Source organism: Acidobacteriota bacterium (assembly GCA_016208495.1).
Classification (GTDB): domain Bacteria; phylum Acidobacteriota; class Blastocatellia; order Chloracidobacteriales; family Chloracidobacteriaceae; genus JACQXX01.
In genome coordinates, this window is sequence record JACQXX010000112.1 from 103,469 (window position 1) to 129,422 (window position 25,954).

The following is a 25,954-nucleotide window of genomic DNA, read 5'->3' on the forward strand; positions in this document are numbered from 1 at the left end:
AAGTAAGGTGCGGAGTGCGGTGGATTGACACCGCTTTTTTGTACAGCGGCTTGACGCTGTCCGATTTCCCTTTTGTGTGGTATTAACTGGTGATACACCAAAATAGTGTTACACGATCTCTTGTCAAAGCGGTGTCAAGCCACCGCACTCCAAAATCAATGAATTACATCGGCTCAAAATTGAGTTTACTTCCCTTTCTTGAACAAGTCTTCCGGGAAATCTCGGATGGGACAGAACAGACGTTGTGCGATATGTTTGCCGGGACTGGCGCTGTGGGCCGACATTTCAAAAAATTGGGGCTGAAGATTATTGCCAATGACCTTCAATATTATGCCTATGTTTTAAACAAAGCCTATCTTGAAATCAATCACCCTCCAGCTTTTACACAGTTACAGCACCAGATAGGAACTCCAATTAAGACTGAAAACCAACCTGATGAAACCCATCTGCTGGCGCTCCTTGAATTGATCAATGGACTTCCAGGAGATATTGGATTTATCACCCGGCACTATTCGCCCGAAGGGAATCGGTTGTATTACACACGTGAAAACGCTGCCAAAACAGATGCTATTCGTCAGGCAATTGAACAATGGAAACAAGATGGCCTGCTTTCAGAACATGAATATTACTACTTGCTGTGCATGTTGCTTGAAGCCATTGACCGGGTGGCCAACACCGCCTGCATCTATGAAGCCTATCTGAAACAATTCAAGAAAAGTGCCCTCAAACCATTGAAACTCAAACCATTAGAGCTTATAAACCAGATCTCACAATGTACCGCCTACAATTGTGATGCCAACGAATTGATCAAAGAAGTTGAATGCGACATTTTGTATCTGGATCCGCCCTACAATGAACGCCAGTACTCGTCAAACTACCACATCCTTGAAACCATTGCCCGGTATGACAACCCTTTGATTAAGGGTGTGACCGGCATCCGACAAGGATATACCCGCAGTTCATATTGTCGAAAACGCGAAGTGATCCAGGCTTTTGAACATCTGGTGCGGCAGGCCAAAACACGGCATATCCTTCTGAGTTACAATGATGAAGGCTTGATGACGTTTGATGAAATTCATCGGATTTTAGGCACCCGAGGCAAGGTCAAGACCTTTCAGACCACATACAACCGCTTTAAAGCTGATAATGGACGCAAATATAAACGCAGCCGAACGGTTGAATATATCCATTATGTTCGGACAACAAAATCTTAAACCTCATTTCAAAAACAGCGTCCTGTCTGAATTTTCTCTTTACGACTTCCGTTCAACTACATCCACATACGCATCTGGTTGGAGTATGGCCTGAGCCATTTTGTTTCGCCACACTTCTGCCTGTTTGAGCATTGCTGAGGTTTGGCTGTCAGTTGAACGTACCACAAACCAGTCACTCTGACTCGCACCAACCATGGTAGCCAGATTACTGTGCGACTGGCATTGAACCGAGTCACCAGAGCACATCACTTCCCAGACCCGCGACCGCTCAAACCATTCTTCATATTCATCAGCTTTCGACGTCACCACTGAAATCCGGCAGACAATCACGGCGGATCCAGCCTCCGCCGGATGATCCAGACGAGCCAGCGCTTTTTGGAGCAGAGGCCGCATTTTTTCGATTTTTTTGCGCTCCCAGTCCTGAGAGACTGGCTTCCAGGGCCACTGGTCAATGAGTTCTATGGTTTGTCGGGCAAGAGAGACGGCGAGGTGAAGAGGGGGCATATGGTTGAAGGGCTGGGGGTTAAGGGTTGGGGCTGAAGAAAACGGGCTGAAAACTTCGGGCTGAAGACTTCGGGCTCAGGGCTCAAGACTTCGAGTTGAAGAAGTTGGACTGAAGAAATTGGTTTTATGTCATCCCTCATCCTTCATCCCTCATCCCTTGAGATGCCCTGAGCCCTGGTATTTTAAAATTGTCCGGCGGCGGCACGGAAGGCAGCTTTGGCTTGTTCAAATTCGGCCTGGACTTCGATCACTTTCGTGGCAGCTTCGGCGGTGGCACGTTCGCGCTGGTTGACCAGAAAGAGGGTGCTGTCACCGAGCGCAAACCGGTCGCGCTCACCGCGTTCGAGCGTCGTCGCCAGTTGTAATTCCTGCTGGGCAGCCTGATAGCGTTGTTCTGCGGTTTGCAGGGCTGATACGGCGTCATCCACTTCGGTCAGGATTCGCAGGCGTTCGCTTCGGGTTTCCAGTTCGAGTTTTTGGATTTTCAACCGACTGGCTGCCGCACGTCCATCAGCCGTTCGTTGCCGGAGCGGCAGGGTAATTGAAACACCGGCTTTGATGGTTGAGCCAATTCCTTGAAACCCAACGTCACGCCCTGGACTCACGGTGAAATCAACCGCTGGAAGTCGCTGATTCTGGGCCAGATCCAGGTCAAGCTGGGTGATGTCACGCTGAATTTGAAGTCCTCTTAACTCTGGACGGCGGTCAATGGCTTCGGTCCGGGCACGGGTAATCACATCTATGGCCGGCACCACTGGCGGTGGCGTGATGACCGGGACCTGGTCAGCTACGGGTAACGGAGCAGGCAGCCCGTTGTCCTGCCACAGGAAAAGCGACAATTTGAAGGCGGCTTTCTGCAAATCACGCTCGGATTTGGTCAAATTTCCTTCGCGACGGCGCACCTCTTGTTCAGCTTCAACTTTGTCAATTGGGGGCAAGTCACCCAAATCAGCTCGCTCCTGGATGGCAGTAGATCGAAACCGGGCAATGTCGAGCAGGTTGCGGGCGACATCCATTTTGCGTTTGGCCGCGACCCAATCCCAGTAACTTACCGACGCTTTGAGCAACAAATCCAGCCGGTTCTGGGCAAAGTTGACATCGGCGAGTGGTTCGCCAAGCCGGGCCTGACGCTCGGCAATTGATTTTTCATTGATTCTCGCGCCACGCAGCAGCGGGATTTTCAACGCCACAAAATATTCCCCGCCTTCACCGGTCAAGGAAAGTGGCGATTTCACTTTTTCCTGATTAAACCGATACCCGGCAAAAATTTTGGCACCATAACGGGTCAGAAAACCGACACCGAATTCGTTGGTAAAGGCTTCGCTTGGTTTGCCAGGACTCGACGAACTGTTATAGCGCAGGTACTCATTGGTAATTTCACCAATTGGGTCAAAGGCCCCTTCTTTTTCAAGGCGTTTGGCCGAAGCAATGCGCCGCTCAACATCGGCGCCAAGCAATTTCGGGTGATTGGCTTCAACCTGAACCAGCACTTCATCCAGTTGGAGCACCGGTAGTTGAGAGCTACCGCTGGAAGATGGTTGCTGAATGACACCAACGCTCGGCACATTGACCAGCAGACGCCGCACAGACAGTGATTTCTCCGTCCTGGCATCTGAAAGAGCAACCACGCCTGGGATTGGCGGGTCGGTCTGGTTTCCTGAACTGGCGCTCGTTTTGGTAAAAGCTGGTTGCGCCATAACCGGGTGCGCTATCAGGCCAGCTCCAATCACAACAAAGATAAGTCCAGCCAGATGTAGAAATACCAGTTTCACAGTGTCTCTCATAATCAGGGGGTGAAATGACAGGAAACAGTGAATTTCCCTGAACCCTGAACCTCGAACCCTGAACCCTGGCTGGGCAAAGGCTATTTTCTGGTGAAACAGGTTCATTTGTCCTCTTTTCCCTCACTTTTTTCCTCAGTTGACTTGCCCTTTGTATCCATTGGCTCACGGCTGACAGTTGCCGGGAAAGCATTGAACTGTCGCCACATTTCAAAGCCAATCGAAACCGTATCCAGCATCACCCAGCCAGTGACTTCCGCTCCGGGTCTGAGAAATTGCGGTGACGGCCAGGGCTCGTCTTTGCCCTGGGCGATGAGTTCAGTGTCCGGTTTGATAATCACCCGATAGCGACTTTTTCCATCATCCACGGCATCAATGACCGCCACTTTCCCGCCAAAAGTCCCGACGGCGACCGATGGCCAGCCTGAAAACTGAAGCGCTGGCCACCCGGCAAACTGCAACCGCACATGACGACCAATCGCCACCAGCGGGGCATCGTTGTCAGAGAGAAAGATCTCAACCGCCTGATCAGTGGTTTGGGGTGCAATCACCGCCAGAATATCGCCAGCTTTCACAGTTGCACCCGCCCCCACCTTCAGCAATCGCACCACCTGCCCATCAACCGGCGCCGTGACAATGCGTTGCTGAATTCGTCGGTCCAGGTTTTGAATCTCCACTTCGAGCTTTTGCAAGTCGCTGTTGACCGAGGCAATCGTTTCGCGCACGGAGGCCAGCGACGCCTGGATTCCGCTGATGGTCGCGGCGGTATCGTTGACAACTTTGGTTTGATCGAGATTGCCCACCGTGGTGTCTCGACGAGCCACTTCAAGCGCCGCTTTGGCACGTTCGACTTCGGTTTGGGAACGCACAAAATCAAGTTCGACCAGTTCCAAATCGCGTTTGGACCGCAGGCCCTTACCGTGCAGTTCTCGCACCCGGTCAGCGTTGAGTTTGGCGGTGGTGAAATTCTGCTCAGCCGCCTGGAGTGATTGTTCAGCCGCCAGCAACCGATCACGGGTTTGTAATGCCCGTTGCTCAGCCGCTGGAATAGCGACCTCACGCGAGTCGGTCAAGAATTCGATCTGACTTTCCAGCGCAACGGCACGGGTCTCGGCGGCTTCACGGCGCGCCAGGAGCGCTGCTTTTTGAGCCGCCAGACGTTTGGGTTGATCAGGGTCAAGAAACTTTGAATCAAGGTCAGCCAGTTCGGCGATCACATCGCCAGATTTCACATTCTGGCCCTCGACCACATTCCACCCGACCAGTCGGGCTGGGATCTGAGCCTCAATATTTTGAGGGCGGTCCATTGGTGAAAATACAGTAATTCGACCTGCTCCAGTAACTGATTGTTGCCATGGCACATACACCAGACTGACAGCCAGCGCGATAACCAGGATGATCAAAATAATCGCCAGTGGCCGGGCAGCGTGAGGCGTTGCGACCATCCCGAGTGATTGCACCGGAACTTGAAGTGAATGCACAGACATATCTTGAGCGGAGAAAAGTTCTTCGGATTGTACAGCCATAATTTTTTTCGGGTTCTGCGTTCTGGGTTCCGGGTTCTGGTTTTTCGACTTTATGTCCTTTTGGTCCTTTTGGTCCTTTTGGTCTTTTTTGCCCCCACCCCAGTCAGGAATTTTGTTGCAATCGGCAATAGGTCAATGAAATCAAGGGGAACAGCCCACCAAAGGCACTGTCAGGTTTGGAAATGATTTCTTCGGTTCGACCACTTTCGACGATTTTTCCATTGGCCAGCAAATAGATCGAAGCCGAGCGAGTGACCACTTCTGGATCGTGTGAAATATCAATAATTGTCCATTTGTTCTGCTGGTCAAAAATCGCATCCAGAATCGTCAACTTGGTCTTTTCATCAATCCCGATAAACGCTTCGTCCAGAATCAGTAATTGCGGGTTGCCAACCGTGGCGCGCGCAATCAACAGGCGTTGAATCTGTCCCCGCGAAAGATTGCGCCCACCACTGATAAGTTCGGTTTTGAGTCCACGCGGCATCAGCGCCAGATCATGAGTCAACTGCGCTATTTCCAATGCTTTCCGAATATCCTCATGGGTAATGAAAGCCCGCCCGACACGGATATTCTCTTCAATGGTTCCCTCAAAAATATCATTGGCATCGCCAACGAGTCCGACGACCTGACGCAGGCTTTCCAAATCGGCGACTCGGACATCAACTCCATTGATTTCAACGGTTCCGTGACTTGGTTCATTTAATCCGCACATCAAGGATACCAGTGTTGATTTGCCGACTCCGCTGGCGCCAACCAGACTCACCCGGTCACCTGGATGTAACGTCAGGTTGAGCCCGGAAAGGATCGGACTCACATCCCGATAGGCAAAATGGACGTCGCGACAAACCACGGAAGCGCCTTCAGGTAGTTTAGGCACCGGGTTTCCGCCAAGACGTTCAACCTCTAAATCCGTGATATGGCCTATTTTATCAAGACCGGTGAGCAGATCGTATACTTCGTCCAATTGTTTGATCAGTTTTTCCATTGCCGCAAGCACGGCGACCACGATCAATTCAGCCGCGACCAGTTGCCCCAGTGTCAACTGGCGATTGATCACCAGCCAGCCGCCAACAGCCAGAATGCCAGCGTTGGCAATCGCCTGGAACAGGAAATTTCCAATCGCTTGCCGGAGCAAAACCCGAAAATGAAGCCGGCGGGATTTGATATATCCCATGGTCAGAACATCAGCCCGCTCAACCAGATACTGGATTGTGCCGCTCATTTTGAAACTGCTGTGACATCGGGCAAGTTCTTCGAGCCAGGCAGCCACCGCGTACTTCTGAGCCGATTCCTGAATGCTGGTCCGCAATCCCCCAATCCCCAGGACAACCACCACAAAGACGGCAAATAACACCAGAAATGAGTCAAATACCAGCAGCAATGGATTATAAAAAGCCATTAACACCAACCCGACACTCACCTGAAGCAAAGCGGTCAACCCATCGAGCAGCAATTTGGCAAAAGCTTTTTGAACGGTTAACACATCAAAAAACCGGTTGACCAGTTCGGGGGCATATTCTTCAACCAGAGCTGAGTGTCGGATGCGCGGTAATTGCTTGGCCAACTGAAGGGCAACCCGGACAAAAATGCGTTGTTGCAGGGCTTCGACCAGCATGAGTTGAAAGACCCGTAAAACACCGGCAAAAAGTAGACCAACAAAAACAATCAGCGTCAGCACCACCAGTGGCTGGGTTAAAACATTGGCGGCGATGGTGTTGACCAGAGCCTGTGCGGCCAGTGGGACCGCCAGAGCCAGCACGCCTGTCATAACCGTGTAGACCAAAAGCACCAGTAAATCTGATCGGTCCTCCCATAACATATCGCCCAACCGGGAAACAGGGCTCGGATGCAGGTGATGAGGGTCTGTATGTAAAGTTCCAGATGTTGCCATAGGACATTCCTAATCGAATGAAGAATTGAGAATGAAGAATGAAGAATTGAGAATTGAGAATGAAGCCAGTGCTTAGTGCTTAGGAGCCAATCCTTTCCAGTCACCAGGCACCAGGCACTGGCTTCATTTTTCATTCTTCATTCTTCATTCCGGTTTTGGTCTTCATTCTTCATTCTTCATTCTTCATTCTGTGTTCGGCTTTGCTCTTCATTTTTTGTAATGGTCCAGAGACGACGGACAGATTCAACGGCAGATCCGATTTGTTCGACGACTTCGCGTTCGTCTTCGAGGAACCGCAATCCATCAAGGAGCCAGGTGGCGAGCTCTGGTCGCCGCAAACGATAATAGACGTGACGACCTTCTCGACGCTCAATCACAACTCGATGGGCGCGCAGCAAGGTCAGGTGTTGTGACACGCCGGAATGGCTGATATTGAGCAAGGTCTGGAGGGTATTGACGTCATATTCGCGATCTTGCAGCTCTTCAACAATTTGCAAGCGGCAAGGGTGGGAGAGCACTCCGAGTAAGGCGCCAAATTCTTTGGTAACAAGAAAGCGTTGAGGCATATTTTCTACAGTTAATATATCTAGACATTTGAATATTTGAAATAAATACTCTGGTTGACCCTGTAACGTCAATTGGCTCTTCCGGAAAACATGTGGCTTTTTTTTGGACACTGTGGCAGGTTTTCTGTCGTGGCGCCTGGTACCGTCTGTTGCCCATATCTGGTAGGGAGACCCATAAGCGCCAGGATAAGGGAATCGAGTCCGATGTGGACAAGGAGACACGGGGACACGGAGGCCAAGAGACAAAACAGATCGTCTCATTCTCCCGCCCCCAACCGGAGATTATTCACACTCACATAAATCGGTGGGATGTTCTCCTTGTCTCCTCATCTCCTTGTCACATATAGATTCAACGTCCCTTATCCTGGCCCTTATAGGTAGGGAGCCACATCTTCGATGCCCCCTCCCAGTCCCAAACCAGGCGCTTCTTCACTCAACCACTCCCTTGAACTGCACACTGGATCCATATGAATAGCTGGATAGAAACTCCTGAAACCTTTATCGAGCAATGTATTACTGCCCTTGGCGGACGTGAAGCCCTGCGCGGTGTCACCAGTATTAAAATCCATGCTCGCCGACACACCATAGCTGAGGACGCCTCGGAACCACTCATCTCCGACCTGTATACCTACCGTGCCGTGGGTGGCCGAATTCGGCTGGAAGAACACTTCTCAGACCATATCTCGGTGATTGTCATCAATGGTCTGGCGGGCGAATGTGCCACATTTGCCAGCCGCGCAGACCTGGAGGCAGACGTCAGGCAAACAACCGATCCACTTCATACCTGTGATGTGGAGCCGGTCAAACGCAATGTTCGATTGTATCCGCGAAACTTTTTGGCTCACGCCGATGAGCACCAGTATCTGCCGCCGGAGACTGGTATAGTAGAGGGACAATCCGTGGTGTGGGTGGATTTACCAGTTGAAGAAGTGAGGTTTGTCTTTGATGGCGAGACATCATTGTGCTGTGCGGTTGAAGATTTTCGCACGACAGTCACAACTCGATATGAGAATTATCAGCTTGCAAACGGTGTAATGACACCATTTCTTGAACGACGCTTCCGGCAAGGCACGTTGTTTCAGGAAGATCAGATCCAGCTTCTGGAATACAATCTCCCCCTTGATGCCCGGTTGTTTAACGTTGCTCAGTGACACCCCTGACAAGGTGACCAGGTGACAGGGTGACAAGGTGACAAGGTGACAAGGTGACAGGGTGACAGGGTGACAGGGTGACAGGGTGACAAATGACAAGGTGACTTTTTGACCAAGTGACTGGATGATTTATCAGTTCTTTTATTACTTTGTCACCTTGTCAAAAGGTCACCTGGTCACCTTGTCATTTATCACCTTGTCAAAAGGTCACCCTGTCACCTTGTCAAAAAGTCACCTTGTCAAAAGGTCATCTTGTCACTTGTCACTTTGTCATTCCGTCATCCTGGTCGCGGGCTCTTCCTTCAACTGGGTCACCAGAATCAGCGCCACCACAACCAGTGCAACGCCAACCATCTGGCGCGGAGAGAGCCATTCATTCAGTACCAGTGCAGCTACAATCAAGGCCAGAATTGGTTGAGAGGTCGCCAGCAAAGACACAATTCGGGGACCGATTTGGGCGATAGCGGTGAATTTCAATTGCAAGGCAAGAAAGAGCATCACGCCGAGCCCCAATCCGGTCACAATGCTGGGAAGTTCGGTAATGTGGCCGGCAATCAGACGTGGAGCAACAACAAATGTGGCAATGGCGGTAAAGAGGTTAATCCAACCAATTGCCACACTTGGCGGCGTATTCACGACAACCCGTTGAACCAGCAGGTCGTTTGCCGCCAGCGTAAAAGCACACACAATTGGAAATAAATACTCCCACCAGTGCCCGGTTACTTGCTGTGGGCCAATCATTGCCAGCAACACCCCAATAAACGCCGTCCCGAGACTGACAAACCACATTCCGGCTGGCCGCTTTTTGTCTAAAATCCAGACGTAAAACCCAACAATCGCCGGGTATAATGACAGGATAATTGCCACGGGTGCGACGCCAAGCCGGGCATATCCTTCGAGCATACACCAGCCGCTGGTTCCAGCAGCCAGTGCTAAAAGGAACATTCTCCAGGCTATATCTCGGGTTAGTCGTGGAATTTGACCGGCAATCGTCCAGGCAATCACGGTCGCAAATAAGGTTTGAACCACCATGACCGTCAGGGTGTGGGCACCAGCCGTCACCCCCAGCCGAACGACCGTTCCGGCTGACCCAAACAAGAAACAGGCGATCAACGTCCACAAAATTCCAACCAGATGATGCGAAGAAGTAGGTTTCAATGAGTGAGGCTCGGATTGTATTGAGTGTGTCGTCAAGGCAGGAGAATGTCAGTACCGCCTGCGTCAGCGGGTGGCTGTTGAGAATGTCAGTATCATGAGGTTGAGCAGAAAACCCCAAACCCACCCGCTGACGCAGGCGGTACGGACAATTCGCCGGATTTACAGCGCTTCCATTCGGCGGCGAAGAGTGATGCGATCTTCCATCAGCTTCATAATCTTGCGGTTGGCTGGTGGGTTGAAGGCAACCCAGTAGGCACCACCCAGACACCCCAGAAAAACCACCAGCGCAATCCCAAAAAACGTCCAGTCGCCTTTTGGGTGAAGGGCTTCCTTGAGTGCATACAGCACAACTCCAAATGGAACGATTGAAAACCCGATCAAAGCAAAACTGGACCGCTCCATCTGGGCCACTTTTTCAAGCAATACCGTCATTTCCAGGTCAATCTGGTCAAGTTCACTCTGGACCTGAGCCAAATCATCCTTGCGATCTGGTTCACGAAGGTGAAGTTTCCCATCCTCGCGAAAAACTCGAAGTGATTGGCGACACTTGGGGCACAAGACTGTTTTGACATCATCCGGAAATGTGATGCGGGCCTCACATTTTGGACAACTGCGTTCAGTTACCAGCGGTTTGGAAGGTTTGCTGCTCATAAAAATACCTTGGATAAAGAGCGAAGAACGAGTAGTCAATCCAACATAGAGATTGATTTTAAAGAATCTACAGGTTCTGATTTAATCAAAATACCAATCTTCTTGACCTGTACCACCAAAGGCCAGGTTTTGCTTTACTACTCGTTACTCGCTACTCGCTACTCGCTCAAATTTCGCTATTTTCAGTCTTTGAGCCACCCGGCCAGCGCCGAATCATCCCGAATGATGGTTTCGTTGCGGTCGGGTCCAGTCGAAATCAACCCAATTTCGCACCCAACCAGCTCAGTCAACCGGTCAATGTAGGCCCGTGCTTTTTCCGGCAGATCCGCATAGGTGGTGATACCCGCCGTTGGCGATTGCCAGCCAGGGAAGGTTTCATACACCGGCTCAACCGCTTCCAGAATCGTCGCATCGTGCGGAATATCGGTCAAAACAGTGCCGTTATGGCGATAGCCAATACAGATTTTGAGTTCCGGCAGCGTGTCGAGCACATCCAGCTTGGTCATGGCAATGGATGTAAGTCCATTGATCAGAACGGCATAGCGCGAAACAACCGAGTCAAACCATCCACATCGGCGTGGACGCCCGGTGGAGGCGCCATATTCGTGACCGCGCTCCCGGATGTGTTCACCAACCCCATCATGGAGTTCAGTTGGAAATGGTCCGCCACCGACACGAGTGGTATAGGCTTTCATAATGCCCAAAACCCCGGTGATCATGGTCGGAGGAACGCCCGTTCCCACAGTGGCACCACCTGAAGTTCCATTTGAAGAAGTCACAAATGGATAGGTTCCGTGGTCAATGTCCAGCATCGTTCCCTGGGCACCTTCAAACAGGACGGTTTTTCCAGCCAGAATTGCCTTCGTCAAATACATGGCCGTATCGGTCACCAGTGGTGCCATTTCACAGGTTTGATCAATTAACTCTGGATTGATTGTAACCGGTTCAACTTTGGAGGCGCTTCGCGCGGCCAGGACCTGATTGGCTTCGGCAACGTTGGATTCGAGCTTGTCCTTGAAAATTTCCGGGTGGAGCACGTCTCCGGCCCGGATTCCCCGACGGCCATATTTGTCTTCGTAGCTTGGCCCAATTCCACGGAGCGTGGTCCCCACTTTTTGGGCACCGCGGGTTTCTTCGCTCAACCGTTCCAGGGCTCGATGGTAGGGCAAAATCAAATGGGCGCGATTGCTAATCAGCAACCGATCACGAACCTCAATCCCATGGGATTCAAGTTCAGTGATTTCTTTCATCAATTCAGCCGGATCAATCACCAGACCATTGCCGATCACACACATTTTGCCGTCGTGCATAATCCCTGACGGCACCAAATGGAGCACATGCTTGCGTCCATTGATAATGAGGGTGTGGCCGGCGTTGTGGCCGCCCTGATACCGGGTAACGATGTCAAAGTGTGGCGCCAGCAAATCAACAATTTTTCCTTTGCCTTCATCGCCCCACTGCATTCCAATAACAACAACATTTTTCATGACAAAAAGTGTTCTTTCTCAACTCTCATCAGTGTCTGAAAACACACGAACCCACAGAAGCATCGCACACAACACCCCCCAACGCCTGAATGTGCGTTGTGATGACCATCAGAGAATGGTTGGGGAAGAAAGTGTGTGTGGTACTTTGTGGTATGGTGGTTTTTCCAAAGTACATTCAAGAATGTCACAAAATGAGATTTCAACGCAAGTTCTCTTTCTCACCTGCCCAATTCAAAGCCATTTTCAAACGCCAGCCTTGATTCTTTCCGTTTAGACCGGTTACAACACCCCGCACAAAGAACTGCACCCGATACTCCATTTTTCTCCAAAACTGTGAGCGACCCTGGTCATGCACTCTTCTCAAATCAAAGAAACACCCAGCCGAAACCATCAGGTCATCGTGGTTGGCCTTGATTCCTGTGATCCGGTCCTGGTCCAACGTTGGGCCCACGAAGGCAAACTGCCGTTTTTAAGTTCGTTGATCAAAACCGGAGTCTGGTCGCCGCTGGTTTCCGCCCACGGATTGTTTCCAGATATGCCCTGGGTTTCCTGCACAACCGGCGTGGTTCCAGCGAAGCATGGTTTTTTCAACTTTATGCAGCTCAATCGGGGTACGACTGAGTTTGTCCGCCGAAGCGCTTACTCCGTCCGTCACTATCCGTTCTGGTGGCTGCTGCGTGGGGTCGGGAAACGCGTGGCGATTTTTGATGTCCCTAAAACCTATCCGCTGGCCAATATTGACGGGATTCAGGTGGCGGCCTGGGGTGAACATTACCCGTTGATTGAGCAAAGCTCGCTTCCGAGAGAATTGATCGGGGATCTGGTGGCCAAATTTGGCACCTACCGGCATGCCAAAGAAGTCGTTTCCCCCCGAACCATCAAAGTTGAACGCCAGATTTATGATCTGGTTCGGAACGGAATCGAACAGCGGACACAAGCCACGGCCTATCTGCTCAAACAGGAAAATTGGGATTTGTTTTTCACTGTCTTTGGTGAATCTCACTACGCCGGACACCAGTTTTACCATCACCACGATACTTCCCATTGGGCGCATGACCCTGAGTGGGCTGCCAAACTGGGTGATCCGTTACCTGCGAGTTATTCCCGTCTGGACAGCGCACTGGCCGAGTTGTTTCAGCAGCGGTCGGCTGATGTCACGTTGATTCTGGTTTCTGTCCATGGAATTGCCACCAATTATTCCGGCAATCATTTTATGCCGGATATCCTGGAAAAACTCGGATATCAGGTCCGGGCGGAACATCCAGCCGCACCAGCCTCAACCACCGGTCAACTTCTAAAATTGACGACATCCATCCGAAACCTGATTCCCAATGTTGCTCGCGAATGGATCAATGAACATCTGGTACCCGAGGCGGTTCATGACCGGACCTATTTTGGACAATTCAGCGGTCGGATTGACTGGCGTCAGAGCAAAGCGTTGTTTATGCCGAGCGATCACTTTGAAGGGTTTATCAGTATTAACCTGCAAGGCCGTGAACCTTTTGGGACAGTTCAGCCCGGTGCCGAGTATGACCAGGTCTGCGCGGCATTGATCTCGGATCTCAAGCAATTGACCAATCCCGATACCGGACGGAGTGCGGTTCGTGACGTCGTTCAGGTCTCAAAACTGATGACCGGTCCATTTTTGTTCAATCTGCCGGATCTGGTTGTCCAGTGGTCAGACGATGCCTATATCACATCAGTGCATCATCCCAGGTTCGGAGTCCTTTCCGATGAACACTTTCCCCTGCGTAAAAACCAGCACACCAATGATGGATTTCTGATTGCAACCGGAAAACACATCAACCATCAGGCCAATTTCATGAATGCCACGACGCTGGATATTGCCCCGACGCTGCTGTATCTGATGGGACAGCCGATTCCGAATGATTATGATGGACGGGTGCTGACTGAACTTTTTGAACCGGAATTTGTGAATCGAACCCCCATCCAGTCGTGTGATCGGCCACTGATCATCCCGGAGGAAATGGTGGTATAGGGCTGAAAACCTTGGGCTCAGGGCTGAAGAACTCGGGCTCAGGGCTCGGGGCTGAAGACGACGGGCTGAAAGGATGCAAATCCTTCCTTGTCACCTTGTCACCTTGTCACCCTGTCACCTTGTCACCTTGTCACCCTGTCACCTTGTCACCTTGTCACCTTGTCACCTTGTCACCTTGTCACCTTGTCACCTTGTCACCCTGTCACCTTGTCATTTTGTCATTATCACGGTTTGGAATAAGGCCATGAAGATTCTTGTCACCGGTGCGACCTGGTTTGTCGGCAGTTATGTTACAGAGCAACTTGTCCAGGAAGGTCATCAGGTACGGGCACTGGTCCGACCATCAACGGATCCAGCCTGGTTGCAAGCACTTGGTGTGAAGTGCGTTACCGGTGATTTAGCAGACCTGAATTCTCTGCGGCAGGCAGTTGAAGGATGTCAAATTATCTATCACCTGGCGGCAGTGACCAGTCGTCAAAATGGCAAAGCGACTGACTATCGGGAGGTGAATGTTGACGGCACTCGAAATCTGACTCAGGCGGCAGCCCAGGCCGGAGTCACCCGATTGGTTTATGTCAGTACCCTTGGTGTTCATGGATCGAATTTCATACCTTTGCTGGATGAACAAACCCCAATCGCCCCCAACACCAATTACCGAAAAACCAAATGGCAGGCGGAACAGGTGGTGATGGAAGCTCAAACTTCAGGGAAATTGCCCGTGGTCATTGCTCGGATTGGCAGTATTATTGGCCCGCGTGGGACCAACTGGCTTGGGTTAATGAAAGCCATTGCATCCAGACGATTTGGGTATGTGGGAAATGGATCAAATCGGATTCAATTAACCGACGGTGCCGATGTCGCTCAAGGAATCATTCGCTGTGGTACGGTTCCTGGAATTGAAGGTGAAATCTTTGTACTGGCTGGCCCAAAATCAGTGCCATTGCGTGAATTCGTGGGTCACCTGGCGCGTGAATTGGGAGTTCCCACGCCACAAAAACACTCACCAACGCTTCCCTTCCAGGTTTTTCAACACTGCGTTGACCACTGCTTTTCAATCACTGGGGTTGAACTCCCCTTCGCTCACCGATATAGCCTGTTTTTTACTGATTATCTGATTTCAAGCGCCAAAGCTCAGCAACGGCTCAAGTATGCTCCGGTGATACCACTGGAAGAATCCGTTCAGCACACAGTGGAGTGGGCTCGAACACATGGGTATTTGCCGCCCCGTGTATGAAAGTTTTACTGCTTTCCGACTATGCAACCTTAACCGGCGGTGCTGAGATTGCCGTCGCTGGCTTGCGCGATGGCCTCCGTCAGCGTGGTCACGATGCCCGGTGGCTGGCCAGTTCGGCGCGTCCAATGGATGCAGTCAGTCACGCGGATTATGAGTGCCGGGGAAGTCTTTCCAAAAGCCGAATTTTGCTCCAAACCGCCAACCCCTGGGCGTATTGGAAGCTCAGGCAGGTCCTCCGGGAATTTCAGCCGGATGTGGTAGATGTCAATATCTTTCTGACCCAGCTTTCACCGTTGATTCTGCCCCTCCTGCACCATTTTCCAACCTTGTATCGGGCCCACTGGTATCGGGCGGTCTGCCCGACCGGCACCAAAATGCTGCCTGATGGAAGTCTTTGTCAATTTCAGCCAGGATCGAAATGTTATCAATCTGGCTGTCTTTCGTGGCTGGATTGGGGATTGTTGATGGTGCAAATGAAACTTTTCAGGCGATGGCAATCCGCGTTTCAGGTCGTAGTCCCAATTAGCCAAACCACTCGACAGGAACTCCACCGCGGAGGAATCAGGACTGATGAACCGGTTGGATTGGGGGTTCCCGAGACTCCGTCCACTGCTGGTTGGTCGCCAATTCCAACCGTCGGTTTTGCTGGCCGCCTGGTTCCGGAAAAAGGCGCCGATGTACTCATTCATGCCGTTGCCAAAGTGCGGCAAACTATCCCAGAAGCCCAGTTGATCCTCATTGGAGATGGCCCGGAGCGCAAACACCTTGAGGAATTAACCAGTACACTTGGGCTTTCCTCAACCGTTGAATTTCATGGCCACCAGCCGCAACCAGTCATCAACCAGACATTGGGGCAGGTTTGGGTTCAGGTGGTTCCGTCACGATGGCCGGAACCGCTGGGATTGGTCGCCATGGAAGCCATGATGAGAGGTCGGGCGGTGGTGGCCAGTCGGTGTGGCGGACTGATGGAAATTGTGGTTGAGGGAGAAACCGGGCTCCTTGTTCCTCCTGGAAATCCGGATGCACTGGCTGCCGCCTTGTTGCAATTACTCACTCATCCTTCTTTGGCCCGGCGCTTTGGATCTCAGGGACGCAAGAAAGCTCTCCGGGAGTTTACCGATCAGGTTTATATTGAACAATCACTTCAACTCTATGAACAGCTTACGGGTTCATTTCCCAGGCCGCACAATTGATCATACCAGTTTGTAGTCAGGAGTTCGGTAGTTCACTAAATTCATTTCACTGAACAGCTTGACTGTTTCCTAAATCCCTTTGAACTTGCATGGACCAGTCCGTTCCCTTTTTTTCTATTATCATTCCCACGTATGCCCGCCCCCTCCGACTGGCAAAATGTCTGAGGGCGTTGAAACAATTGGAGTATCCACCTGATCGCCTGGAGGTCATTGTCGTCAATGATGGCGGGAACGAGCGGCTGGACGAAATCATTCAAGCAGGTGAGTTCGACTTTCAGGTGCGGTTGATCCATCAAACCAATCAGGGTCCCGCCAGTGCCCGAAACACAGGTGCCAGGCACGCAACCGGCGATTTTTTGGCGTTTGTGGATGATGACTGTGAACCAGCCCCAGAGTGGCTGCAGCACCTGGCCGCACAATTTCGTCAAACACCAGAGGCAATGGTCGGAGGACATACAATCAACCAGTTACCGCATAATCTGTATTCGACGGCCAGTCAGTTGTTAATTGATTACCTGTACGGGTACTATAATTTGCAACCTGGGAATAACCGTTTTTTCACATCGAATAATCTGGCGCTGGCGGTTCAAACTTTTCAAACCTTGGGGGGTTTTGACGCCACCTCTTTTCGCAACCCAGCCGGTGAAGACCGGGATTTGTGCGCTCGGTGGAATGCCCGAAACTACCCCATGGTTTATCTTCCACACGCCCACGTGGCGCATTCGCACGAACTGACTCTCAAAAGTTTTTGGAAACAGCACTTTACCTATGGCTGCGGCGCCTATGCCTTTCATCAAGCCCGAGCCCGGCGCAACCAGGAACACTTGAAGATTGAGCCTTTTTCATTTTACTGGAATCTAATCTTTTACCCATTTCGGCAGTATTCGGTCTGGTCAGCCTGGCGGTTTTCCTTGCTCTTCTTGTTGTCTCAATTGGCCAACACCAGCGGTTTTTTGTGGGAATGGAAATTGGGGCTGAAAAAACCAGGGCTGAGGGCTGGGGGCTGAAAACTCGCAAGCTCCGAGCAAAGGAAGGGGTGAAGGATGAGGGATGAAATAAAACCAATTCTTCAACCCAAAGTCTTCAGCCCTCAGCCCCAAGCCCTCAGCCCTGGTTTTCAGCCCTGAGCCCTGGTTTTTTCAGCCCGTTGTCTTCAGCCTGACTTCTTCAGCCTGGTGATTGTATGAGATTTTTTACCAAAGTTGTTCTGAGTGCAGTGCTTTTGGCGTTTGGGTTGGTCCCCGGTTGGGGTTGCCAGTTCCCTGAGCCATCTCAAGCAGAACCCGACTTTCCGATCTGGCAAGCTCCAACGCCACCAGCCAAAGGAAAAACCCGGCTGTTGCCCAAACCAGGCCGAGGTCACAATATCTTCAAAGGTGAAGCCGAACAATGGCTGGTCGAATATCTCACGCCTGACGAAGTCGAACTCGGAGACCCCGTGATTTCCACTTACTTGAACCAGGTGGTAAATCATCTGACCACGTTTTGTCCCGAACCAACCCGGCACTTTCAAGTGGTAGTGCTCGATGAGGACCTGCCAGACGCATTTTGCCAGGGAGACGGCAAAATTTATATCACGGTTGGGTTTCTAAAAATGATGGAAAGTGAAGATGAGTTGGCCGGAGTTCTGGCGCATGAGATGGGGCATGAGGCGCTGAAACATATTCCGAAGACACTGAGCCGCCAGTTGCTCTGGATGATCGGAACCACCAAAATCACGTCCCGCGAACAACTGAATTCAGCTCTTACCCGCCTGTCTGAAAAGTATCAAAAGATACCGGTGGCAGCATTTATGGAACGTCTGAGCGGTATCAGCCGGATGGATGAACTCAAAGCTGATCAATGTGCTGTCGCGACACTCTTTCGAGCCGGGTATAACCCACGGGCACTGATCACGATTCTGGCACGGGCGGAACGCTACCAAAAAGAAGCCTATGGAAAGGGTTACGGGAAAGCGAAATTTGTTCAGTTCTGGCTTGGTACTCACCCGCCGACCAGTTTTCGCAAACTGGCGTTCCAACTGGAACGCATGTTTATCAAGCTCCCCCCCAAAGACACACGTTATCCCAGTCAGGCATTTGAAGCCATGAAAGCGTTGCTTGAAAAAGCTGACGAAGAAGGGGAAGAAAAGGAAAATTGACCGGGTGACAAGGTGACTGGATGACAAGGTGACAAGGTGACAAGGCGACAAGACGACAAGGGTTTTACTATTTCGCTACTCGCTACCTCGCTACTCGCGCTTCAGGACAGGGCGACGAAGAGCAAAATCAAAATAAAGACAATCCCAATTGCCACACAAATCCCAATGATCATCATTTGTTGCCGTTTTTCATCACTGGTACTGGTGTTGACGGATTCAGTATAAGACGAGCGATAGGCCGATGATTGGACGGATTCAGCTCTGGAGACCGGGACATTGGCGCCGGTTCGATTTGGGGAAATGCTGATGTCTTCAGCCTTTTGACGTGAGCTGGTGGGGCTTGATGAAACTTTGCGCTGAGCAGCGGTCGTGGTCGCCGACCGGTCAGGAACAGGTGCCGTGGTAGGTTTTGGTGTGGTTTTCGGTGGTGGTTGAACGGGTTGGGTGAGTTGAGGCAGAGCGGCTGGAGTTGGTTTAAGCGAAGCGACAACCGGACGTGTTGCCAGCGGTTCAGATGGGGGTTTTCGATCCAGGCCACCCGAACTTTTGGCTGCCGTTTCAATCAATTCCTGTTGTGGAAGCAGGTCAAGCGGTTTCGTCGCCAGCGGCGAAGACCCTGGCGTCACCTGGACCTGGGTCGCGCCTTTACTCTGATTTTGGTAGGTTCGGACCGCCTGCTCAAGTTCTTCAGCCAGTTGGACGGCTGATTGCTGGCGGCGCTCCGGTTCCTTGCTCAGTGCCCGAAGGACAACTTTATCAATAATTTCAGGGATTTCTGGGTGGTCAACCCGCATCGAACGCGGCATTTCGTTGGCATGCTTGAGCGCCACGGCCACCGGAGTATTGGCGGTAAATGGCACCTGACCGGTGAGCATTTCATAGAGCACAACGCCAAACGAATACACGTCGGAGCGCGCATCCAACTCAGCACTCTGGCATTGTTCCGGCGATAAGTAATGTGGAGATCCAATGATGACGCCCTGGCGAGTCAGGTTTCCGCCTGTATTTGGGGCATCTTTGAGTTTGGCAATTCCGAAGTCGAGAACTTTTACGACTTCGCCCTGCCCGGGCCGTTCTTCAACCACAATGTTGTCGGGTTTGACATCACGATGAATCACGCTGCTGCGATGGGCGGCGTCCAGTGCGGCACACACCTGCTTTGCAATCATCACCGCCCGATCCAGACCTAATCGCTTTTCTTTTTCAAGAATCTCACGCAGTGACTGGCCTTTGAACAATTCCATGACAATGTAAATCACATTATCATCGGTAATTCCAAAGTCGGTAACGGTGACGGCGTTGGGGTGTTTGATGCGGGCAGCGGCCTGAGCTTCGCGTTGAAAGCGGGCAACAGCGGTTTTGTCGGCAACCAGGGTGGCGTGTAACACCTTGACAGCTAATGGGTTATCCATCATGACGTGGCGGGCTTCATACACGGCGCCCATGCCACCTTCACCGATTTTGGCTTTGATGCGATATTTGCCGTCCACCACGCGATTGATCAAGGGATCAACGGCTTGTGCTTCTAATACCTCTCCGTCAAATGGGCAAAAGACCATATGTTCCGGAAAGTTTCGTTTGCACTTATCACACTGCTTCATTGCAAATTGCCGCCTGCCATGCCACACCGCGACACAGCAATAGACGCCCCCTGCAGCCAAGGGGCGCAGACGAATATGGAAGTTTCAAGAGAAGAATCAACGCAAACTTCGGGAAAACGCTTAGAAACGAGAATGAAAAACGGATTGGTCTGATGAAACGTGGGGCACAAAGGCAAAACAGCCGGGTTTTGGTTTGTGCAGCTTGTTGTTTTTGTGAGTTCCCTCAATGCGTGCAGGGTTTTCAGGATTGTTGAAGTTGAGGTTATGCGTGATGTTGTTTAATGACCAGGGCGAGTTTAGCGAAGCGATATGCCTTTGTCAAAAGGTTTGGAAACTGGCGTCAGTGCCAGATCATGACGATTCACACCCTCCCAATCCCAAAGACCGCCAGCCAATCAAGTTTCTAATCTGAATCAAAAACCTGGAGTCGGCGCAAATAGGTGACCAGCCCGACCAGATGGTGTTCGGTCTCAAGGATTCGGGCATCCGGTTCGGTTAAGCGATCCTCCCGGGTTGGTTGCCGTTTCAACTCTGGGGTTGGACAAAAAGCCAGCACGACTTGATTTGCCAGCATTCGCCGGGCGCCGCGCCGCGCCATAATGTGGTTATAAAGCCGCAGCCCATTCCATCCGACAAACACATTGGGCCCAGGAATAATCGTTGCCGCGGCGGTCACTGGTAAAATGAAGACGTTGAGCAGCACACCTTTGTCATGCACCAGGACTCGTCGCCGTAAAAACAACCGCCATTTTCGCTCAATAAACCGCTGACTGACCTCGGCGGGATAGACCAGTTCAATTTTGTCAGCCGCCAGTAATTCTTTTAGAAAAGATTCTGACGGATGAATATATTTTTTGAGATGCTCCAGCATCCGCCGGATCCACTTCCAGAGGGGACGTTGTGAAGTCTGAACCTGTACCATTGATTCCTGGTACGCCCCCTGAACCCAATTCCAGAAGCGATGTGTTTGATTGGACGGAAGTGACTGAAGGTCACTGTCATTGCTTCGCTTCGCCTGTGCAAAAAACACCCATTCCCGGCGATGAATATGTAAACAGTAAACACGCATGAACCACAATCGAATGAAGAATGAAGAATGAAGAAAGTGGTTAGTGGTTAGTGGTTAGTGGTTAGTTCCTGGTTTTTGGTTTTTGGTTCTTCTTCGAAAGTATTGATTTCTAACCACTAACCACTAACCATATTCTTCATTCAAAAGGCTGATCGTTGAAAAGCTTTAGCGCCGTTTTCAGACATCAACACCCAAAGGGTGTAGATGGCCAGCGGACTACAAATCAAGGCCCAAATGAGGCCCACAACCGAAAACGCGGATGGCAGTGCTGAAATAATGTTGATAATTGCCAGAATGATGGCCACGATTCGGGCCCAATTCTTCAATTTCATCACGCCCCAACCAACCAAAACCGTGAGAAATGACCAGACAATCATCACGGCCACCAAAACAACCACAATCAAGGTAATGACTCCGACCACACCAGCGGCGGCCACCGAATCCCCGCCTTTTCCTTGAGTCAGCAGGAATGATACCGCCCCGGCGCCAAAGAAAAAGAACACCACCATCAACACCAGCGAACCCAAGACACCAATCAGTCCAAAAATTACATGGAGAATTCCAACCAGTTTGATATGACCTTCCATAGGGCCCCCTTTATCCAAAAATGGCATCCAGTGCTTCGATAACTGATCGAACGCCGATCAATTCCAATCCTTTTGGAGCTTCCAGGCCAGCCAGGTTGCCTTTTGGCAAAATACATCGCGAAAATCCCATGGCGGCGACTTCCTTGATGCGGGCTGCGGGTTGACCAGTGGAACGAACTTCGCCAGCCAGCCCAACTTCACCAAACACCACGGTGGCATTGTCAACCGGCATATTTTTAAAGCTGGAGACAATTGCGGCGACAATACCCAAATCAACCGCTGGCTCATCGAGTTCAATCCCACCTGCTACGTTGACGAACACGTCATCACCAATGAGTTGCAGCCCAACTCGTTTTTCAAGCATGGCAATCAAGAGTGAGACCCGGTTTTGTTCAACGCCCTGCACCATCCGTCGGCCAGTGCCGTATTTGGTCGAACTGACCAGTGCCTGTAACTCGACCAGCAGTGGCCGGGTGCCTTCCATACAGGCGGTCACGACTGAGCCTGAAACATTGAGCGGGCGCTGCTGCAAAAACAATTCCGACGGGTTTTTGACCGGAATCAACCCCATATTGGTCATTTCAAACATGCCGAGTTCGTTCGCCGCACCAAACCGATTTTTTACCGCCCGGATAATCCGATGGTTATGGTGACGTTCGCCCTCAAAATAGAGCACAGTATCCACAATGTGCTCAAGGGTTTTCGGGCCTGCCAGAGTTCCTTCCTTGGTAATATGCCCAATCAAAAACACAGGAATGGTTTGTTGTTTGGAAAATAATAAAAACTGGCCGGCGACTTCGCGGACTTGTGACACGCTGCCTGGTGCCGAATCAAGTCGTTCGGAATAAGCCGTTTGAACCGAATCAACCACGATCATGGCGGGTTTGAGATTCCCCACCACATCAAAAATGCGTTCCAGGCAGGTTTCCGGCAGTAAATGCAGGTCGCCAGGCTTGAGCCCTAACCGTTCCCCACGCAATTTAATCTGGCGTTCGGATTCCTCGCCACTGATATAGAGCACCCGATGCCCGCCACAACTCATTTTTTCAGCGACTTCCAGCAGCAGCGTTGATTTGCCAATCCCAGGGTCACCCCCAATCAGCACCAGGCATCCGGGCACAATGCCTCCGCCCAAAACCCGGTCAAATTCAGCCACACCGGAAGACACCCTGGTGTCATCCTGGCTGGGTACATCGGTATAGCGTGACGGTTTTACCGGCTGGCCAATGGACCCGTACCCGGCAGCAGCGGCAGTCACCGGCGTGGACTTGGTTTCCCGCTCTTCGGCAAACGAATTCCAGGCATTGCAGTCAGGACATTTCCCCAACCACTTGCGTGACTGGTAGCCACATTGTTGACAGGAAAAAATGGTTTTGATTGGTTTGGCCATAAAATACCAGGGCTTGGGGCTTGGGGCTGGGGGTTTTGGAAAAAGACAAAAAGGACTTAAAGGATTCAAAGGACTCAAATTCGAAAACCCGGAACCCAGAACCCGGAACCCGGAACCCGGAACCCGGAACCCGGAACCCGATTTAAATATCATGCCGATAGGCCAGGGCCTTGTGCATGGTTACTTCGTCGGCGTAATCCAGGTCGCCGCCTACGGGCAGCCCCATCGCAATCCGGGTGACCCGGATTCCAGTGGGTTTAAGCAACCGACCGAGGTAATTGGCCGTGGCTTCCCCTTCGGTGGTTGGATTGGTGGCCATGATGATTTCTTTGACGTCGAGGGTTTTGAGTCGCTCAAGCAAACTGCGGATTTTCAATTCATCTGGCCCAATACCACGCATTGGCGACAAGGCACCGTGCAGGACGTGATACAACCCGTGATATTCGCCGGTGCGTTCAATCGCGAGCAGGTTGTGGGCTTCCTCGACCACACAGATCACCGTCTGGTCACGTTGTGAACCGCTGCAATACCGGCAAGGGTCAACATCCGTCAAATTGTGACACTGCGAACACAGCATAATGCGCTGTTTCACATCCACAATGGCATTCGCCAACCGTTCGACGTCATCATTTGAGGCTCGAAGGACGTGAAAAGCCAGGCGTTGAGCCGATTTGTGCCCGATTCCTGGCAGTCGTTTAAATTCATCAATCAATTTGGCAATAGGTTCAGCAAATTCAGGCATGTCTGTTTAGGGAGTCGGATGGAAATATCATACCACCAGGGTTCAGGGTTCGGGGTTCGGGGTTCGGGGTTCGGGGCCAAATAGTCCACGTTGAATGGTACCCGCCAGTTCCCCAGTCTTCATCGTGCGTGGGATCAGTCGCTTCATCGCCGAAACCCTGAACCCTGAACCCTGAACCCGATTTCAGTGGGATTTTATTTTCTTCTGGGTCCCTTAGGGCTCAGGGCTGGGGGCTGGGGCGAAGTTTTAGGGAACCACATTGAATCCCGAACCCCTCAACCCCATGAAAAAAAGTGGGGTGTGTCCCGCAAAATTTTTAAACCGGGAAATCACATCAACTTCAATTATTACATAGTACTAATAAATAGTCAAACCATTGAAAAATATGAATTTGACAGATGATTGACGACTGATCGAAGATGGGCTGGTGTTATACTATTTTGGAATGAACCCATGGTGGTAGCAAGAGGTTAAGTTGTTGATAGGATTGTATTTCCCTCAACCCTCAGCCCCAAATGGTGCTACATCATTCCTGGGAATTTCAGCCCTAATGATTCTGGATCCATTCCGCCCAGCATGTTGCGAACGTGTTGTTTCGCCACATCTTCGGCCCGGCGTTCCCCTTCATGCACCGCTGCCACAATCAGATCCTGCAGCATTTCCGAGTCACCTTCTTTCAAAAGGCTCGGATCAATCTTGACGGCGATCAGGTGCTTTAACCCATTCATGGTCACCATCACCATCCCGCCTCCAACTGATGCGGTAAGGCGCTCATTTTCAAGCGACTGGCGCATTTCTTCTTGCTTGCGCTGGGCTTCCTGCATGGCATTTTGCAGACCGCCAAGTTGTCCAAAATCAAAACCTGGAATCTTCATACCTTCTCCTCATTCTGGAAGTAAAAACTCGTTGACTCGAAAATGAAGAATGAAGAATTGAAAATATACCTCTGATCATTTCTTCATTCTTCATTCTCAATTCTTCATTCGCTTAGCTCATTGGAACAGCAAACTCGACAAACGGCTCGTTGTTGACGACTGACAAGGTGCTGATGTGATAGAGCAGCACGGCATCACGTGGAGCAGCAACTTCGGCCACGACTTCGCCAAAATGATTGCGAATCGAAGCAATCATCTGGCCTTCGGCAACCCGATCACCGGCTTTGGCCAGCATTCGTAACAGCCCTCCAGACGGCGCGTTAAGATAGAAGAAATTTGACAGCCGCTCAAAGGCAATCGGCATCAGGGTTTCTTCAAGCATCCGCAACACACTCATCACGCGCCGGACGCCGCGCTCATGGATGACAATCGCGCTTTCCTCAACCAGTCCCTGGCGACCGGATTCAACCAGCATGGCCGGTTTTCCCTGCAACGCCACGCTGTGATACCAGGTGCCGGCAAAGGCATTTCCTTCGCGCAATGGCTCTTCAACAATGAACGGCACTCCGAATGATTCGGCCATATTGCGGGTGGTCTGGTCCTGGTCAGGATCGCCGCCCCGGCGATAATAGAGGTGCGGCGTCAGGTCTTCGGGCAGGTCCCCACTGTGCAGGTCAATCAGCGCATCGGCAAGCGGCACTAATTCCGAGGTTAGCCCGTAGGCAAGGCGTTCGGTTTCAGAACCGTTCGGATTTCCAGGAAACATCCGGTTGAGATTTTTTCCATCCGCTGGATTGACAAAAATACCACGTCCATAAAAGCTCGGGACGTTGACGAGAGGCACGGCAATCAGGGTGCCGCGCAGTTGAAGCGGATTAAGCGCCTGGGTCAACCGCAACAACGCCTCAACGCCAGGGTATTCACTCCCGTGAATGGCCGCCGTGACCAGTAAACACTTTCCAGGACGTGCCCCGCTGACCACAATCACTGGAATCCCCAGCACTTCATCATTTTCCAGCAATACTTTGAGTTCGCCGTTGGTTTTCTTATTTCGTTCGGCCACTGCCGCCTGTATCCAGGCATTTTGCTCATTCGACATGGTTTTTAATCCTCATTTTTTAGTCAGTAGTCAGTAGTCAGTAGTCAGTAGTCAGTAGTCAGTAGTCAGTAGTCAGTAGTCAGTAGTCAGTAGTCA

At 51.3% G+C, this 25,954-nt stretch carries 22 protein-coding genes; 7 read left to right on the forward strand and 15 right to left on the reverse strand.

The window, feature by feature from the left end; genetic code table 11:
• Positions 1-158 precede the first annotated feature (158 nt).
• Positions 159-1,214, forward strand: coding sequence for a DNA adenine methylase (locus HY774_23535; protein ID MBI4751463.1), 1,056 nt, complete (start codon positions 159-161; stop codon positions 1,212-1,214).
• A 39-nt stretch (positions 1,215-1,253) separates the two neighbouring features.
• Here the strand turns inward: HY774_23535 and HY774_23540 are convergent, their stop codons facing one another.
• The 5 genes from HY774_23540 to HY774_23560 form a co-directional block, all read right to left on the reverse strand.
• On the reverse strand, positions 1,254-1,718 hold the full coding sequence (locus tag HY774_23540; protein MBI4751464.1) for a hypothetical protein: 465 nt from the start codon (positions 1,716-1,718) through the stop codon (positions 1,254-1,256).
• Between the two features lie 182 nt (positions 1,719-1,900).
• Positions 1,901-3,490: a TolC family protein gene (locus HY774_23545; protein ID MBI4751465.1), complete on the reverse strand. Its 1,590-nt coding sequence runs from the start codon at positions 3,488-3,490 to the stop codon at positions 1,901-1,903.
• A 113-nt stretch (positions 3,491-3,603) separates the two neighbouring features.
• Entirely contained in the window at positions 3,604-5,025 is a 1,422-nt protein-coding gene (locus HY774_23550) for a biotin/lipoyl-binding protein (protein ID MBI4751466.1), read from the reverse strand.
• Between the two features lie 103 nt (positions 5,026-5,128).
• The gene (locus HY774_23555) at positions 5,129-6,916 is read right to left on the reverse strand and encodes an ATP-binding cassette domain-containing protein (protein MBI4751467.1); all 1,788 of its coding nucleotides are present in this window, start codon (positions 6,914-6,916) and stop codon (positions 5,129-5,131) included.
• Positions 6,917-7,092: 176 nt separating this feature from the next.
• Positions 7,093-7,482, reverse strand: a complete 390-nt coding sequence (locus tag HY774_23560) for a winged helix-turn-helix transcriptional regulator (protein ID MBI4751468.1) — start codon at positions 7,480-7,482, stop codon at positions 7,093-7,095.
• A 467-nt stretch (positions 7,483-7,949) separates the two neighbouring features.
• Between HY774_23560 and HY774_23565 the strand changes: the two genes are divergently transcribed.
• A complete protein-coding gene (locus HY774_23565; GenBank protein ID MBI4751469.1) occupies positions 7,950-8,633 on the forward strand; it encodes a hypothetical protein in 684 nt (227 codons plus the stop codon).
• A 270-nt stretch (positions 8,634-8,903) separates the two neighbouring features.
• On the opposite strand, the gene HY774_23570 is transcribed toward HY774_23565, so the two are convergent.
• From HY774_23570 to HY774_23580, 3 genes are all read right to left on the reverse strand, one after another.
• Positions 8,904-9,791, reverse strand: coding sequence for a DMT family transporter (locus tag HY774_23570; protein MBI4751470.1), 888 nt, complete (start codon positions 9,789-9,791; stop codon positions 8,904-8,906).
• Between the two features lie 159 nt (positions 9,792-9,950).
• Positions 9,951-10,442 carry a hypothetical protein gene (locus tag HY774_23575; protein ID MBI4751471.1) on the reverse strand — a complete coding sequence of 164 codons (492 nt, stop codon included), beginning with the start codon at positions 10,440-10,442 and terminating at the stop codon, positions 9,951-9,953.
• Positions 10,443-10,624: 182 nt separating this feature from the next.
• Positions 10,625-11,929, reverse strand: coding sequence for an adenylosuccinate synthase (locus HY774_23580; GenBank protein MBI4751472.1), 1,305 nt, complete (start codon positions 11,927-11,929; stop codon positions 10,625-10,627).
• 349 nt (positions 11,930-12,278) lie between these two features.
• Here HY774_23580 and HY774_23585 point away from each other — a divergent pair, with 349 nt between their 5' ends.
• The 5 genes from HY774_23585 (at position 12,279) to HY774_23605 (ending at position 18,495) form a co-directional block, all read left to right on the forward strand.
• Positions 12,279-13,928 carry an alkaline phosphatase family protein gene (locus tag HY774_23585; protein ID MBI4751473.1) on the forward strand — a complete coding sequence of 550 codons (1,650 nt, stop codon included), beginning with the start codon at positions 12,279-12,281 and terminating at the stop codon, positions 13,926-13,928.
• 244 nt (positions 13,929-14,172) lie between these two features.
• Positions 14,173-15,162: an NAD-dependent epimerase/dehydratase family protein gene (locus HY774_23590; protein MBI4751474.1), complete on the forward strand. Its 990-nt coding sequence runs from the start codon at positions 14,173-14,175 to the stop codon at positions 15,160-15,162.
• Positions 15,159-16,355 carry a glycosyltransferase family 4 protein gene (locus HY774_23595; protein MBI4751475.1) on the forward strand — a complete coding sequence of 399 codons (1,197 nt, stop codon included), beginning with the start codon at positions 15,159-15,161 and terminating at the stop codon, positions 16,353-16,355. The genes HY774_23590 and HY774_23595 overlap by 4 nt, the downstream gene beginning before the upstream one ends.
• 89 nt (positions 16,356-16,444) lie before the next feature.
• Positions 16,445-17,362, forward strand: a complete 918-nt coding sequence (locus HY774_23600; protein ID MBI4751476.1) for a glycosyltransferase — start codon at positions 16,445-16,447, stop codon at positions 17,360-17,362.
• Positions 17,363-17,538: 176 nt separating this feature from the next.
• Positions 17,539-18,495 (forward strand): M48 family metalloprotease, encoded by a 957-nt coding sequence (locus HY774_23605; protein ID MBI4751477.1) that lies wholly within the window; start codon positions 17,539-17,541, stop codon positions 18,493-18,495.
• Between the two features lie 101 nt (positions 18,496-18,596).
• Here HY774_23605 and HY774_23610 read toward each other — a convergent pair whose 3' ends face one another.
• The 7 genes from HY774_23610 to HY774_23640 all read right to left on the reverse strand — a co-directional run bounded on the left by HY774_23610 (position 18,597) and on the right by HY774_23640 (position 25,858).
• Entirely contained in the window at positions 18,597-20,096 is a 1,500-nt protein-coding gene (locus HY774_23610) for a serine/threonine protein kinase (protein ID MBI4751478.1), read from the reverse strand.
• Between the two features lie 403 nt (positions 20,097-20,499).
• The gene (locus HY774_23615) at positions 20,500-21,165 is read right to left on the reverse strand and encodes a hypothetical protein (protein ID MBI4751479.1); all 666 of its coding nucleotides are present in this window, start codon (positions 21,163-21,165) and stop codon (positions 20,500-20,502) included.
• A gap of 140 nt (positions 21,166-21,305) precedes the next feature.
• Complete coding sequence (locus HY774_23620) at positions 21,306-21,752, reverse strand: hypothetical protein (protein ID MBI4751480.1); 447 nt, start codon at positions 21,750-21,752, stop codon at positions 21,306-21,308.
• A 10-nt stretch (positions 21,753-21,762) separates the two neighbouring features.
• The gene (radA, locus tag HY774_23625) at positions 21,763-23,142 is read right to left on the reverse strand and encodes a DNA repair protein RadA (GenBank protein ID MBI4751481.1); all 1,380 of its coding nucleotides are present in this window, start codon (positions 23,140-23,142) and stop codon (positions 21,763-21,765) included.
• Positions 23,143-23,284: 142 nt separating this feature from the next.
• Positions 23,285-23,884 (reverse strand): recombination protein RecR, encoded by a 600-nt coding sequence (gene recR, locus HY774_23630; protein MBI4751482.1) that lies wholly within the window; start codon positions 23,882-23,884, stop codon positions 23,285-23,287.
• Between the two features lie 521 nt (positions 23,885-24,405).
• Entirely contained in the window at positions 24,406-24,759 is a 354-nt protein-coding gene (locus HY774_23635; GenBank protein ID MBI4751483.1) for a YbaB/EbfC family nucleoid-associated protein, read from the reverse strand.
• Between the two features lie 112 nt (positions 24,760-24,871).
• Entirely contained in the window at positions 24,872-25,858 is a 987-nt protein-coding gene (locus HY774_23640; protein ID MBI4751484.1) for a succinylglutamate desuccinylase/aspartoacylase family protein, read from the reverse strand.
• Between the last annotated feature and the right edge of the window lie 96 nt (positions 25,859-25,954).